Source organism: Vibrio jasicida CAIM 1864 = LMG 25398, assembly GCF_000400365.1.
In the GTDB taxonomy this organism is placed as follows: domain Bacteria; phylum Pseudomonadota; class Gammaproteobacteria; order Enterobacterales; family Vibrionaceae; genus Vibrio; species Vibrio jasicida.
In genome coordinates this window covers 28,810-41,473 of the sequence record NZ_BAOG01000054.1, presented here as the reverse complement: position 1 = coordinate 41,473, position 12,664 = coordinate 28,810, and the positions used below count along the sequence as shown (strand labels likewise).

Sequence of the window (12,664 nt, the reverse complement as noted above, 5' to 3'; positions counted from 1 at the left end):
GTGAGCGGCGCAAACCCCTATCAACCGTGCTTTCTGATCCCTTGCTATAACCATGGCAGCACCATCGCTGCCGTTGTAGATTCTCTCGCGTCATTTTCCATGCCCATTTTGGTCGTGGATGACGGCAGTGAAGAGGCGACAAAGCAAACACTGGATGCGTTAGCAAACGAAGAGAAAATCACCTTAATTCGTCTGACCGAAAACCAAGGGAAAGGCGGAGCGGTAATGGCTGGTATTCAACAAGCCTACGCGGATGGCTTTAGTCATGCGATTCAAATCGACGCTGACGGTCAACATGATCTTGATGCTCTACCTAATCTGCTTCAAGCTTCACAAGATAAGCCAGATAACTTGATTTCAGGTCAACCGATTTACGACGACAGCGTACCAAAATCGCGTCTGTATGGCCGATACGCGACCCATATCTGGGTATGGATTGAAACCTTGTCTCTGTCGATTAAAGACAGCATGTGCGGCTTTCGTGCCTATCCTCTCGAAGCTACGGCCAACGTCCTCAATAAGAATGAGATTGGTAAACGCATGGACTTCGATATCGAGATCCTTGTTCGCATGTATTGGGATGGCACTGATATCGACTTTGTTCCGACTCGGGTGATTTACCCTGAAGGCGGTATTTCTCACTTTGACGCGTTGTGGGACAACGTCAAAATCAGTTGGATGCATACTCGCTTGTTCTTTGGCATGTTGCCACGCATTCCATCTTTGTTAGCTCGAAAACGTCAATTTAAAGACATCGAACAAAAGCACAATCAAAGCGATGCGCATTGGTCGAAACGCAAAGAGCAAGGCACCGTTTTAGGCATCAAGACGCTTCTGGCGATCTACCGTCTGTTTGGCCGCAAAGCGTTCGACTTCATCCTGAAGTTAGTGATGCGCTATTACCACCTTACTGGTAAGTCTTCACGTCAAGCATCTGAGCTTTATCTCAACCAATTACAGACTTACGCGAAACAGCAAAGTTTAGTGTTACCACAGCCACTCGATAGCTATCATCATCTTTTGTCATTTGGCCGCACCATGCTGGATAAGCTGGCCGCGTGGCAAGGTGACTTTGACGTGAGTAATCTCACCATTCACGGTCAGCACCACTTCGAAGCAATGGCAGAGAAACAACAAGGTGTGGTCATTCTGGGCTCACACCTAGGCAACATCGAACTGTGCCGCGCACTGGGTCGTCGCCATTCTCATGTCAAAATTAATGCTTTGGTGTTCACCGAACACGCTGAGCAGTTCAATGCGGTCATGAAAGCCGTAAACCCGAGCTCAGAACTCAACGTGATTCAAGTCAGCTCAATGGGGCCAGACACCGCCATTTTGCTACAACAAAAAATTGAGCAAGGTGAATGGGTTGTGATTGTGGGAGATCGCACTTCAACCAGCGTTGAAAGCCGTGTGGTTTGGGCAGACTTTTTAGGTAAACCCGCCCCCTTCCCTCAAGGCCCATTTATGTTGGCCTCGGTACTGAAAGCGCCGGTTTATTTGCTGTTTGGCCTACGAGACGACAATGCCATCACCCCGCACTTCAATGTGTACTTCGAACATTTTAGTGACCAAATCGTCCTACCACGCAAAACGCGCCAAGCAGCGTTAGATACTGTGGTACAGCAATACGCACAACGATTGGAGCACCATACTCTGCAAGCACCGTTGCAGTGGTATAACTTTTTCAACTTCTGGACTTTAAGTAATCAGCAACATGACAACGAACACTAATCAAAACATTACCTTCGGCGCACAAGCTCTTTCTATCGAAGATGTGGTTGCGATTGCACAAGGCGCAAACGCAAGCATGAATGCGTCACCAGAATTTACGTCCAAGATCGATCGTGGCGTCGCTTTTCTAGAGAAATTGCTGAAAGAAGAAGGCGTCATTTACGGCGTGACCACAGGTTACGGTGACTCGTGTACCGTCGCGATTCCACCAGCATTGGTTGATGAGTTACCGCTGCACTTAACTCGCTTTCATGGTTGTGGCTTAGGTGAAATCCTTTCTCACGAGCAAGCAAGAGCCGTTCTTGCGACGCGTCTGTGTTCATTATCGCAAGGTGTATCGGGTGTTTCTCACGATCTACTTAACCAGATCGTAAACCTAATCAACCATGATGTTGCTCCACGTATTCCGCAAGAAGGCTCCGTAGGCGCAAGTGGTGACCTAACGCCGCTTTCTTACCTTGCTGCAACATTGATTGGTGAACGCGATGTGCTTTACAAAGGTGAAGTACGTCCAACCCAAGAAGTGTTTGCCGAATTAGGTATTAACCCAATTACGCTTAAGCCAAAAGAAGGGTTGGCGCTAATGAATGGCACATCGGTCATGACGGCGCTGGCTTGTATCGCTTATAAACGCGCAGAATATCTTGCGCAGTTGTGTACCAAGATAACGGCAATGGTATCGGTGGGCATGCAAGGGAATGATTTCCACTTTGATGAAGCCTTGTTCGCCGTGAAGCCGCACCCAGGCCAACAACAAGTTGCCGCTTGGCTACGTAACGACCTTAAAGCCGAGCGCCCACCACGCAATAGCGACCGTCTTCAAGACCGTTACTCTCTGCGTTGTGCTCCGCATGTGATTGGTATGGTGCAAGATTCTCTGCCTTGGTTACGTCAGTTGATCGAAAACGAACTCAACAGTGCTAACGACAACCCAATCATTGATGGTGACAACGAACGTGTACTGCATGGCGGTCACTTCTATGGCGGCCACATCGCAATGGCCATGGATACCTTAAAAGCGAACATTGCTAACCTTGCTGATTTGTTGGATCGTCAAATGGCACAGCTGATGGATTACAAGTTCAACAACGGCCTTCCGTTTAACCTGACCGGTGCAGAGGGCGAACGTAAACCAATCAACCACGGTTTCAAAGCAGTACAAATCGGCATCTCCGCATGGACAGCAGAGGCGCTGAAACACACCATGCCTGCAAGCGTGTTCTCTCGTTCAACAGAGTGCCACAACCAAGACAAAGTCAGCATGGGCACCATTGCTGCACGCGATTGTATGCGTGTACTGGAACTAACCGAACAAGTTGCAGCCGCGTCATTGCTGGCAAGTGTGCAAGCGGTAGAAATTCGTCGTCGCCATAATGAGCTTGATGAGCACCACATGAGCAGTAACTTGAAGATGATTCGCGATGCGGTACTGGAAGAGTTTGAGTTTGTTGTCGAAGATCGTCCTTTAGAGCATGATCTGCGTAACTTCATTGCTAAAATTCAGCAACGTCAATGGTCGTTGTACGCGGAGGCGTAATGCAAGAACAAGTCCTTTACCCTTTGGAAGCTGAGGTGACGATGATCACCTCATTTCAAGATGCAGATCCAATGGGTGTGATTTATCACGGAAACTTCTTTCGCTATTTTGAAGAAGCACGTCGTGTCCTAATGGAAAAGATTGAATACAGCTACCGCGATATGAATGAGTCTGGCTACATGTGGCCAATCATTGATACGCGAGTGAAGTACGTAAAAGCGATTCCGTTCAATCATGAAATTCGTATTACCGCAAAGCTGACAGAGTGGGAGAACCGCTTGCGCGTCGACTACGTGATCTACGATGCCAACACTGACCAACGTATGTGTAAAGCGCACACGACCCAAGTCGCGGTATCGATTGAGAAACAAGAGATGTGCTTTGCTTCACCTGCCGTATTCATGGACAAAATCGAACAATGGCACAAGCATGGGAGCCTTGCTTAATGCGCAAATGGTTATGCTCTTTATTGATGCTGTTCTCTGTTTCTGCTTGGGCTCAAGTGACTGATTTAGAATCCCTTCAACAGCAGTTATCTCAGAACGAGATAGTACGTGGTGACTTTAAACAAAGCCGCCACCTTGAAATGTTCAATCAACCGCTAACATCAACCGGTAAATTTACGCTCAGTAAATCGCATGGCTTATTGTGGCAACAACAAGTGCCATTTGCTGTGAACTTAGTGCTTACTCAAAACAAGTTGCGTCAAACGTTTGGGGATCAAGTTTCAAAGATCATTACGGCCCAAGAAAACCCAATGGCGTTTTACTTCAGCCATGTGTTTCTTTCGGTATTCCATGGCGATACAGCAGCACTAAAAGCGCAATTTACGCTTAATTTCTCTGCTCAAGAAAACGGTAAATGGCAACTGGCTCTAACGCCTAAACAAGCGCCCCTCAATGCGGTATTTAAAGTGATTACCCTTTCTGGTGAACAACATATCGACCAATTAATGCTAGAAGAACTGCGTGGTGACAAAACAGAAATCGAGTTCACTCAACAGACTTCACTACCACTGGAAATGACGGATGCTGAAAAGGCTCAATTTGACTTCTAAATTCCGGCTAGGTTCGCACTCACTGGCTTTGGTTTGGTTGGGGGTTGTAGTGCTTGCAAGTTCGCTGTTGCTGACGCAATGGCTTGGTAGCGAGCACTCACCAATTGAAACTAACATTCTGAAGCTATTGCCAGAAAATCAGCAAAACCCAATTGCTGAGCAAGCCTTCGACGCGGTTTCTAGCAGCATGAGTGATAAGGTTATTTTTGTTTTGTCGGCACCAGATAAAGCCAAACTTTTTCAGGCTGCAGCAGCATTTGAGCAAGGCTTACAACAAACTCAGCACTTTACTGAAGTTGTCGGCAAAATCTCACCAGACAAGCAAAAAGCATGGGCAAGTTACTATTTCAACCATCGCTTTCAGCAGCTCACTCCTGAACAACGCGTACGATTAACAACAAATCCTCAAGCGCAAGTTCAGCATGTGATTCAATCTCTCTACAATCCCTTTTCTGGCGTGACTGGACAAGAGTTACAAACCGACCCGTTCTTACTCTTCCGTGATTATTTAGGTCAGGTAACTCAACAAACCTCAGCGTTTCATTTAGAAAATGGGTATTTGTTTACCGAGAAGAACGGCCAACCTTATTTGTTGATCACGGCGACATTAGGTGGCTCACCTTACGCATTATCAACCCAATTGGCGGTGCCTGAAATTGACCAATTGGAACACACCATTGCTAACAAATATGGCGTACAAACGGCACATACTGGTGTGCTGTTTTATGCCGATTTTGGAACTCAAAGCGCGAAGTCAGAAATCAGTACCATCGGCGTATTCTCTCTGCTAGGAATTGTAGTGCTGTTTCTCGTAGTCTTCCGTAGTGTAACGCCATTGGCTTTAGCACTATTGTCTATCTCGGTTGGACTTGCCATCGCACTAGGTATCACGACATGGATTTTTGGCAGAGTTCACCTGTTTAGCTTGGTTTTTGGCGCGAGTCTGATTGGCGTTTCCATTGACTACGCTTTCCATTATCTAACAGAACGATTAGCCGCTGGTAATCAATGGGACAGCCGCTTGGGGCTGAAACACATCTTTGCTGCAATCACACTTGGGCTTGTCACCAGTTTGATTGGCTATTTAGGTATGCTGGTCGCGCCTTTTCCTGGGCTGCAGCAGTTGGCTCTGTTCTCATCGATTGGTTTGATTGCCGCCTATGCGACCGTCGTGGCTTGGTATCCGATATTGGCGACAAAGCCCTCTCAATCGGCCGCAATTTTACCGAGTAAGCGCTTGCTCTCAGTTTGGTTAAACTTATGGCAGCACCCTGCTTTCAAATTCGGTTTGCCTGTGTTGTGTTTAGCCATCAGCGGATACTATCTTGCTCAACTCAAATACGATGATGATATTCGCCAACTGCAAGCCATGCCAGCGACGTTAAAGCAACAAGAAGCCTTGATAACACAAGTGAGTGGCATACAGGCATCACAACAAATGTTGGTCGTTACTGCTGACTCAGATGAAGCCTTAATGCAGCGCTTGGAAAGCCTTGAGCTGATTTTAGTTAACTGGCAAAAAGAGCGCCTTATCAAAGGCCATCAGAGTTTGGCTCAATACTTAGGTTCGAATCAGCGCCAACAACAAGATTTCAGCTTAATCAGCCACTTGTACCAAACTCAGGGGCCAGCATTAGCAGCAGGATTACAACTGACTAAAGTGCCAGAGTTACAAGCTGAATTTGCGCCAATCACGCTATCACAGTACCTCAGTAACCCGGTATCAGAACCGATTCGCTTTCTGCATTTAGGTGAGATTGCAGGTAAATCAGCCGCCGTGATTACACTGAATGAAGTTAAGAATCTCGGTCTGGTGCAAGCGTTCGCTCAATCACAAGCTGACGTGACTTACCTAAACAAAGCAGAAGAAATTTCGACCCTGTTTGGCGAATACCGAATCAAAATCATGGAGCTATTGCTGGCAGCGACAGCCTTAATTTTTGCAGTATTAGTCAAACGCTACGGCTTTAAACACGCTTGGCGAATCTTGTTACCGTCTGCCATTGCTTGTGCCGGGGGCCTGGCAGCAGCCGTGGCCGCGGGTTCAACGCTCAATCTGTTTAACTTACTTGGCCTGATTTTGATTCTTGGTATTGGTATCGACTACACCTTGTTCTTTGCCGAGAAGGCTCGCAGTCTCAGCACCTTGCTTGCAATTACGTTGTCAGCCATTACCACAGTCTTATCTTTTGGCCTGCTCTCGTTGAGCCAAACGCATGCCATCCATAGCTTTGGTATCACGGTATTAAGCGGTATTTTTATCGCTTGGCTGCTCTCTCCTATCGCCATCATGACGGAAGATAAATCACAATGAAGCTCAGAACGATGAAGATAACCACGATGCTCCGAGTTACTGTTGGCCTCACGCTAAGCATTCTGCTCAGTGCGTGTAGCTTAGTTCCTCAGCAGTCAACGCCAACGGTGGAAATAGCCAAAGGCACCCAAGTCTCTCTTCCAGCCCCGAACGCACTAGGCTACCAGCTCACAGCAAGCCAATTGATCACCGCGACTTGGTCGATTGATGGCAAAGACAAGCAAGAACAATTACCCGTACAATTGCAAGTCAGCGACGCTGATGTGGTCTTGGCTGGTTTTTCCTCATGGGGAACTCGCGTCTTGTCACTGCAATACGATGGCACGCAAATCAATACTGAAATTTTAAACGGGCTACAAGGCACCTTACCGGAACCAGAGCAGGTACTATTCAATCTAATGATCACGCTGTGGCCGAGTTCCGCTTGGGAAGCGCCGCTAAATAAGGTAAGGTGGCGAATGATTGATGATGGATATTCCCGAACCGTATTTGATAGCGACGGTGAAAAGGTCATAGCGATACGCTATGCAAACGCTGACAAGTTAAAAGGTCAGATTGATTTTCACCACCTCAAACATGGGTTTTCAATCTCCATTCAAACACTGCAATATCAATTAAATTAGAACGACCTTAGTAAATCTATATGCCAACTCGCTCTCCTCAACCTTTGTATATTCAGGCCTGTGGTTTTCATTCCGCATTGGGCAAAGATGAAAACGTTATTCATCGGTGCCTAGCTGGAATCCAACCATCTAACATGGTCATTGATGCGGATATTCTGAACTCTGGCCGCCAAACAGTGATTGGCCGAGTGGCAGAGTCGTTACCAGAGATACCGCCTGAGTTAGTCCCATTTGATACTCGCAACAATCGTCTGGCACTATCTGCTTTTCGTCAGATTGAAGGGCCTGTGCGCGACGCCATAGAACAGTATGGCGCAGAACGTGTTGCCGTTGTTATCGGTAGCAGCACGTCAGGCATCACCGATGGCGAGGTGGCATTTGCAGAAAAACTCTCCGAAGGAGACTTCCCTGCAAGCTACCACTATCGCAAGCAAGAACTTGGCAATTGCAGTGACTTTGTCGCCGCTTACTTTGGTTTAACCGGACCGTGTTATGCAGTTTCCACAGCTTGCTCTTCGAGTGGCCGCGTATTTATTACTGCTCAACGCCTGATTCGAACCGGGCTTGTAGATGCGGTGATTGTCGGTGGTGTCGATACGATTTGTCGCCTAACACTTAACGGCTTCAACGGATTAGAAGCTCTTTCAGAACGGCACTGCGCACCTTTCAGTGCTGACCGTAATGGCATCAACATTGGCGAATCGGCTTCTGTTATGTTGCTAAGTACATCTCCAACCAAAGTGGCCTTACTTGGCACAGGTGACAGCTCTGACGCGCATCATATCTCCGCCCCTCACCCTGAAGGTGTTGGCGCAGAACAAGCGATGATGAAGGCACTCGAAAATGCGGGCTTATCACCAAGTGACATTGGTTACATCAACGCCCATGGCACAGCAACACCACTGAATGATTCGATGGAAAGCAAAGCCATCCATCGTTGCTTTGGCGATGCAGTCCCTGTCAGCTCAACCAAACCGTTAACAGGTCACACGTTGGGTGCAGCCAGCGCCACAGAAGCGGCCATTGCGTGGCATATTTTAAATTACGACCTCGACCTTCCGATTCAGTCTTGTGAAAATAAAGCCGAAGACATCGAGATTTCGTTGGTAGAAACAGCAACGAAACTGAATAGTAAGGCCATTTTAAGCAACTCTTTTGCTTTTGGTGGTAATAACGTTAGTCTCATTTTTGGTTACGCTCATGACTAAACTTCCCCCTATTGAACAACTGCTTCCGCACGATAAACCGATGATTCTGGTTGATCGTGCTTTAGACGTTCAGCAAGACACCATTCATTGCCAAGTTGATATCGGTGACCACAATCCATTCTTCAACCAAGAAAGCCTCTCGGTGCCTGCTTATGTCGGTATCGAGTTCATGGCTCAATCTGTCGCCGCTTGGTCCGGCTATCACGCGCTTACTCAAGGTGAAGAACCGCCCATCGGTTTTTTGCTTGGCAGCCGACGCTACGTGGCAGATTGCGATGCGTTTATGCAGGGGCAAATACTCGACGTATACGCAGAAAAAATGATGGAAGACAATGGTATGGCAGTATTTTCGGCTCGAATTGAGTGGCAAGAAAAGACCATTGCGACCTGCCAACTGAACGTTTACGTCCCATCAGAAGAAAAATTAAAAGAAATGAAAATCAGGAGTCAACAATGACCCGACAAGTCCTCGTAACAGGTGCTAGTAAAGGCATCGGTAAAGCCATCGCCGTTCAACTTGCGAAAGACGGTTTTGACATCGTCGTGCATTACATGGGCGATCAACAAGGCGCACAAGATACTTTAGATACTATTCAACAAAATGGTGGCAACGGCCGCCTAATTCAGTTTGATATCAGTAACCGTGAAGAATGCCGCAACAAGCTAGAAGCGGACATTGCCGAGCATGGCGCGTACTACGGCGTAGTTAACAATGCTGGGATTACTCGCGACACCGCCTTCCCTGCAATGACAGAAGAAGAGTGGGACGGTGTGATTCATACTAACCTAGATAGCTTCTACAATGTCTTGCACCCTTGTGTGATGCCAATGGTACAAAAACGCAAAGGCGGCCGCATTGTAACGCTGGCTTCGGTATCTGGCTTGATGGGCAACCGCGGCCAAACCAACTACAGCGCAGCAAAAGCAGGCGTGATTGGTGCAACTAAGTCATTGGCTCTTGAGCTAGCAAAACGCAAGATCACCGTAAACTGCGTGGCGCCCGGTCTTATCGATACTGGCATGGTTGACGAGCACGTAAAAGAGCACGCGATGCCACAAATCCCTCTGCGCCGGATGGGTGAACCAGAGGAGGTCGCTGGCCTTGTGAGTTACTTAATGTCAGACATCGCGGGCTACGTGACTCGCCAAGTCATTTCAGTAAACGGAGGCTTAGTATGAGTCGTCGAGTCGTTGTAACAGGCATGTCCGGCGTTACTGCTTTTGGTAACGATTGGTCTGCAGTAGAACCTAAACTACGCGATTGTCAAAACGCCACTCAATACATGCCCTCTTACGAGCAATATGATGGTTTGAATACCAAACTGGCAGCCCCAGTCATGGATTTTGAACTGCCTAAGCACTACAAGCGCAAACAAGTTCGCGGCATGGGTCGTGTTTCTAAACTGGCTACCGTAGCCACCGAAAACGCATTAAACCAAGCTGGCTTAATTGGCAACGAAGTGCTGACAAACGGCCAAACTGGCATTGCTTACGGCTCTTCAACAGGCAGTACCGATGCGATTGGTGCCTTTGGCGTCATGCTTAACGAGAAAACCACCAAAGCCATCACTGCAACCACCTACGTACAAATGATGCCGCACACGACTGCAGTTAACGTTGGGCTGTTCTTCGGCTTACGTGGTCGAGTGATTCCGACCAGCAGCGCCTGTACTTCTGGCAGTCAAGCGATTGGTTACGCCTACGAAGCTATCAAACACGGCTACCAAACCGTTATGGTTGCAGGTGGCGCTGAAGAGCTTTGTCCGACAGAGTCGGCTGTCTTCGATACCCTTTTTGCGACCAGTCTAAAAAATGAAGAGCCGAAAAGCACACCGAGGCCTTATGACACTGACCGCGACGGCCTAGTGATCGGTGAAGGTGCGGGTACGTTGGTTTTAGAAGAATACGAACACGCCGTTGCACGTGGTGCGACAATCTATGCAGAGATTATCGGCTTTGCAAGTAACTGCGATGCGGCACACGTGACGCAACCTCAAATGGAAACCATGCAGATCTGTATGGAAATGGCGTTACAGAATGCAGGTATTCCTGCGGATAAAATCGATTATGTTTCGGCTCACGGAACGGCAACCGACCGAGGAGATATCGCAGAAAGTAACGCGACTGCCAATGCACTCGGTAAGGTGCCAATCAGTTCTTTAAAGAGCTACTTTGGCCATACTCTAGGCGCTTGCGGCGCTATCGAAGCCTGGTTAAGTCTTGAGATGATGCATACAGGTTGGTTTAGCCCGACCCTCAACTTGGATAAACTCGATCCACAATGTGGTGATCTCGATTACTTATCCGGTCAAGGCCGTGAACTGAAAGTGGAATACTTAATGAGTAACAACTTCGCGTTCGGTGGCATCAACACTTCGATCATTTTTAAGAAGATTTAACCCGTTAAAAAAGCGCTAGTAGAGACTAGCGCTTTTTTATTAAATTGGCTAAAACGACAAAGCCCCGATAACTCGAGGAGTTATCGGGGCTTTTGAATAAATGGCACGCCCTATAGGATTCGAACCTATGACCACATCCTTAGAAGGGACGTGCTCTATCCAGCTGAGCTAAGGGCGCGCTACAGGGACAGGATTATACGAGTTCAAGCGCTTAAATCAACGTGTTTTCATAACATTCTGACCTGAATGCCTAAAAAAAGGGCATTGAAACGAGAAATGTTCAAAAACACCACAAAGCAAACGTTTGCGTATGGATGTTAAATAGATTTTCTGCGACAATGCGCCGCAAATAATTTCCCTTCTCAATTTAAAAGGAAAGTCATGACTGCTCAAAATATAGATGGAACTCTCATTTCCCAAACTGTTCGATCCGAAGTTGCAGCACGAGTGAAAGCTCGCGTTGAAGCGGGCCTACGTGCACCAGGTCTTGCAGTTGTTCTAGTTGGTGAAGATCCAGCTTCTCAAGTTTACGTTGGCAGCAAACGCCGTGCGTGCGAAGAAGTTGGCTTTGTCTCTAAGTCTTTTGACCTTCCTGCGACTACGTCGGAAGAAGAGTTGCTATCTCTCATTGACGAGTTGAACAATGATGCAGAAATCGACGGTATTCTTGTTCAGTTGCCACTTCCTGCTGGCATCGATGCAACGCATGTTCTTGAGCGTATTCACCCAGAGAAAGACGTGGATGGCTTCCACCCTTATAACGTGGGCCGTCTAGCGCAGCGTATTCCTAAGCTTCGCTCTTGCACGCCAAAAGGCATCATTACTCTTCTTGATCGTTACAACATCGAACTACGTGGCAAGCACGCGGTTGTGGTTGGCGCATCAAACATCGTTGGTCGTCCTATGACACTTGAGCTGCTACTTGCAGGCTGTACAACGACAACTTGTCACCGCTTTACGAAAGATCTAGAAGGCCACGTTCGCCAAGCAGACCTTGTTGTGGTTGCGGTTGGTAAGCCAAACTTCATTCCTGGCGAGTGGATTAAGAAAGGGGCTGTTGTGGTCGATGTGGGCATCAACCGTCTTGAGTCTGGCAAGCTAGTCGGCGACGTGGAATACGATAAAGCACGTGAGAACGCGAGCTTTATTACTCCTGTACCGGGCGGCGTAGGTCCTATGACGGTAGCAAGCCTAATTGAGAACACGATGCTCGCTTGCGAGCAGTTTCATACGAAGAAATAAAGAATTACGATACTGAAAGGGCTCCGCAAGGAGCCCTTTCAGTTTGGAGCAGCAACCCCCTCTAACTCCCCCTTAAAAATGGGGAGGACCTGACTGAGATCGCTACTCGTTTGTTAACTTATTCAAATGCAGCGACCGGATTTAGTTTGGAGTAACAAACCCCTCTAACTCCCCCTTGAAAATGGGGAGGACTGGACTGAGCTCGCTATTCGTTCACTAACTTATTCAAATGCAGCGACCGGATTTAGTTCGGATTAATAACCCCTTCTAACTCCCCCTTAAAAATGGGGAGGACCTGACTGAGATCGCTACTCGTTTGTTAACTTATTCAAATACAGCGACCGGATTTAGTTTGGAGTAACAACCCCCTCTAACTCCCCCTTGAAAATGGGGAGGACTGGACTGAGCTAGCTACTCGTTTGTTAACTTATTCAAATGCAGCTACCGGATTTAGCTCGGAGTAATAATCCCCTCTAGCTCCCCCCTGAAAATGGGGAGGACTGGATCGCTCTAACAGATGCAATCAAAGCAAACATTATATGAATTCTCG

Annotated in this window: 11 protein-coding genes and 1 tRNA gene; 11 read left to right on the top strand and 1 reads right to left on the bottom strand. The window is 47.6% G+C overall.

The genetic code is table 11. The features are described 5' to 3' along the window. From VJL_RS15935 to VJL_RS15890, 10 genes are read left to right on the top strand one after another with little or no spacing between them, the layout of a single operon-like run. A complete protein-coding gene (locus tag VJL_RS15935) occupies positions 1-1,734 on the top strand; it encodes a glycosyltransferase family 2 protein (RefSeq protein ID WP_038879325.1) in 1,734 nt (577 codons plus the stop codon). Then, positions 1,718-3,271: an HAL/PAL/TAL family ammonia-lyase gene (locus tag VJL_RS15930; RefSeq protein ID WP_038879321.1), complete on the top strand. Its 1,554-nt coding sequence runs from the start codon at positions 1,718-1,720 to the stop codon at positions 3,269-3,271. Before VJL_RS15935 ends, VJL_RS15930 begins: the two co-directional genes overlap by 17 nt. Continuing rightward, positions 3,271-3,717, top strand: coding sequence for an acyl-CoA thioesterase (locus VJL_RS15925; RefSeq protein WP_038879318.1), 447 nt, complete (start codon positions 3,271-3,273; stop codon positions 3,715-3,717). The genes VJL_RS15930 and VJL_RS15925 overlap by 1 nt, the downstream gene beginning before the upstream one ends. Beyond that, positions 3,717-4,328, top strand: coding sequence for a LolA family protein (locus VJL_RS15920; RefSeq protein ID WP_038865630.1), 612 nt, complete (start codon positions 3,717-3,719; stop codon positions 4,326-4,328). Before VJL_RS15925 ends, VJL_RS15920 begins: the two co-directional genes overlap by 1 nt. After that, a complete protein-coding gene (locus tag VJL_RS15915; protein WP_038879316.1) occupies positions 4,300-6,642 on the top strand; it encodes an MMPL family transporter in 2,343 nt (780 codons plus the stop codon). The genes VJL_RS15920 and VJL_RS15915 overlap by 29 nt, the downstream gene beginning before the upstream one ends. An 11-nt stretch (positions 6,643-6,653) precedes the next feature. Then, on the top strand, positions 6,654-7,265 hold the full coding sequence (locus VJL_RS15910) for a DUF3261 domain-containing protein (protein ID WP_038879457.1): 612 nt from the start codon (positions 6,654-6,656) through the stop codon (positions 7,263-7,265). Between the two features lie 20 nt (positions 7,266-7,285). After that, a complete protein-coding gene (locus VJL_RS15905; RefSeq protein WP_038879313.1) occupies positions 7,286-8,473 on the top strand; it encodes a beta-ketoacyl-[acyl-carrier-protein] synthase family protein in 1,188 nt (395 codons plus the stop codon). After that, complete coding sequence (locus tag VJL_RS15900; protein ID WP_038879310.1) at positions 8,466-8,930, top strand: hotdog family protein; 465 nt, start codon at positions 8,466-8,468, stop codon at positions 8,928-8,930. Before VJL_RS15905 ends, VJL_RS15900 begins: the two co-directional genes overlap by 8 nt. Next, a complete protein-coding gene (locus VJL_RS15895; RefSeq protein WP_038865638.1) occupies positions 8,927-9,652 on the top strand; it encodes a 3-ketoacyl-ACP reductase FabG2 in 726 nt (241 codons plus the stop codon). Before VJL_RS15900 ends, VJL_RS15895 begins: the two co-directional genes overlap by 4 nt. After that, a complete protein-coding gene (locus tag VJL_RS15890) occupies positions 9,649-10,872 on the top strand; it encodes a beta-ketoacyl-ACP synthase (protein ID WP_038879308.1) in 1,224 nt (407 codons plus the stop codon). The genes VJL_RS15895 and VJL_RS15890 overlap by 4 nt, the downstream gene beginning before the upstream one ends. Positions 10,873-10,973: 101 nt before the next feature. Here the strand turns inward: VJL_RS15890 and VJL_RS15885 are convergent. Then, positions 10,974-11,050, bottom strand: a tRNA-Arg gene (locus VJL_RS15885). A gap of 203 nt (positions 11,051-11,253) precedes the next feature. Here VJL_RS15885 and folD point away from each other — a divergent pair. Next, positions 11,254-12,114, top strand: a complete 861-nt coding sequence (gene folD / locus VJL_RS15880; protein WP_038879305.1) for a bifunctional methylenetetrahydrofolate dehydrogenase/methenyltetrahydrofolate cyclohydrolase FolD — start codon at positions 11,254-11,256, stop codon at positions 12,112-12,114. Positions 12,115-12,664: the final 550 nt, after the last annotated feature.

Excerpts from the sequence above, each read along its gene's own strand:
- folD (WP_038879305.1), top strand. The coding sequence starts at position 11,254 with ATGACTGCTCAAAATATAGATGGAACTCTCATTTCCCAAACTGTTCGA.
- VJL_RS15905 (WP_038879313.1), top strand. The coding sequence starts at position 7,286 with ATGCCAACTCGCTCTCCTCAACCTTTGTATATTCAGGCCTGTGGTTTT.
- VJL_RS15890 (WP_038879308.1), top strand. The coding sequence starts at position 9,649 with ATGAGTCGTCGAGTCGTTGTAACAGGCATGTCCGGCGTTACTGCTTTT.
- VJL_RS15915 (WP_038879316.1), top strand. The coding sequence starts at position 4,300 with ATGCTGAAAAGGCTCAATTTGACTTCTAAATTCCGGCTAGGTTCGCAC.
- VJL_RS15910 (WP_038879457.1), top strand. The coding sequence starts at position 6,654 with ATGAAGATAACCACGATGCTCCGAGTTACTGTTGGCCTCACGCTAAGC.
- VJL_RS15920 (WP_038865630.1), top strand. The coding sequence starts at position 3,717 with ATGCGCAAATGGTTATGCTCTTTATTGATGCTGTTCTCTGTTTCTGCT.
- VJL_RS15930 (WP_038879321.1), top strand. The coding sequence starts at position 1,718 with ATGACAACGAACACTAATCAAAACATTACCTTCGGCGCACAAGCTCTT.
- VJL_RS15900 (WP_038879310.1), top strand. The coding sequence starts at position 8,466 with ATGACTAAACTTCCCCCTATTGAACAACTGCTTCCGCACGATAAACCG.
- VJL_RS15925 (WP_038879318.1), top strand. The coding sequence starts at position 3,271 with ATGCAAGAACAAGTCCTTTACCCTTTGGAAGCTGAGGTGACGATGATC.
- VJL_RS15895 (WP_038865638.1), top strand. The coding sequence starts at position 8,927 with ATGACCCGACAAGTCCTCGTAACAGGTGCTAGTAAAGGCATCGGTAAA.